2 protein-coding genes are annotated in these 1,269 nt (G+C 38.9%); one reads left to right on the top strand and one right to left on the bottom strand.

Annotation, left to right across the window (positions count from 1 at the left end; all coding sequences use genetic code 11):
• Nucleotides 1–405: 405 nt before the first annotated feature.
• On the bottom strand, nt 406–870 hold the full coding sequence (locus PX482_RS18140; protein WP_002760422.1) for a helix-turn-helix domain-containing protein: 465 nt from the start codon (nt 868–870) through the stop codon (nt 406–408).
• Nucleotides 871–1,108: 238 nt separating this feature from the next.
• Here PX482_RS18140 and PX482_RS18135 point away from each other — a divergent pair.
• The coding region (locus PX482_RS18135) for a helix-turn-helix domain-containing protein (protein WP_288122798.1) at nt 1,109–1,269 on the top strand (161 nt) is incomplete at its 3' end.

Raw genomic sequence — 1,269 nt, 5'->3', positions numbered from 1 at the left:
TCGGGGGGAAAATCCCTGGACTTTTTCCCTGAAAATTAGGTAATTTACCCGATGAAAATGGGTAAAACCCCACACCCCACACCCCACACCCTACACCCTGCCCCTAGGAAAAACTTTTTCAGCAGACCCTAGTTAGTCAAGTTTTTAATTTCATTAGTCATTGTTTCTTCCATTGCTTCAATCGTTTCAAAATGCTCATTAACCAGGGGTTCATCTACTAGAGACCACAATCTCTCGGCTGGCTGTAATTTTGGCGAATAAGCAAAGTAGAAAATCGAGCATGATTCCCTCGGCAACTTAAAGTTTTTGACTTCTATCTGAGAATTGGTAAATTTATCTCTTAATTATTGGACTTTTACTGGTAAATTCTGCTTAAATTTTTCTGGTTTAACTGGGTCTCCCTTTTTATGTTTTTGTCTCGGTTTTTGACAAGAATATCTGCACTTTTTTTAAGTAATCCCATCCCCTTTGATTCCAAACTTTTTCTCGTCCCGTTTCCTTTTCTATCCATCTAGCCACCTTCGGACCTGTCCAGATTCCTCCATCGGCAGGACGTTTTTTCAGTTCTTCTTTTAATTTTTGCAATTGTTCTTCCTTCAATAAAGGTTCTTTTCCTCTCCGATGTTCCACACTTTTTTTCTTGAGATTTTTAACTCCTTCTTCTCCTAATTCATTATATCTTTTGAGAATTCTAAAACTATATTGATAATCTAATCCTACAGCTACTGCAGCATTTTTGATTGTCCATCCTAACGATATTTTCCACAATAAGTGCCATCTTCTTGTTTCTACTGAGTCTTGACTGCTTCTGTATCTATCTTTCAGTTCCTCTGAACTTAGATGTTCGGCTAAGTAAGCTTTCTTGGGCATTTTATCTCATTGTTTTTATTTACCCTATTATAACAGGATTTAGGCTCAAACGGTAAGTCTGCCAAAGGAAGCGTCAAAAGCGCAAAATCTGCGAGATTAGTTTTGGAAACGCTAATCTCAGCGAAGCCGATTAGCTTAGTTCATATCGCTCTCATCGAAAATTTTGGGTCTGAAACCCCGCCGTTTTACGGCGGCTTTGCTGTTAAATATGAGCATCGTTTACACGATATATGCTAGAATGCGGGATATGGAAAAAGCCTATTCGTTTCGATTTTACCCAACACCAGAACAAGAGTCGCTATTGCGGCGCACATTGGGCTGTGTAAGATTAGTTTACAACAAAGCTCTCCATGTCAGAACACAAGCTTGGTATGAAAGACAAGAAAGAGTAGGATATGC

It is taken from the genome of Microcystis sp. M53602_WE12, from assembly GCF_030065455.1.
Classification (GTDB): Bacteria; Cyanobacteriota; Cyanobacteriia; order Cyanobacteriales; family Microcystaceae; genus Microcystis; species Microcystis aeruginosa.
This window is presented reverse-complemented; position numbering and strand designations above follow the sequence as displayed.

Excerpts from the sequence above, each read along its gene's own strand:
- PX482_RS18140 (WP_002760422.1), bottom strand. The coding sequence starts at position 870 with ATGCCCAAGAAAGCTTACTTAGCCGAACATCTAAGTTCAGAGGAACTG.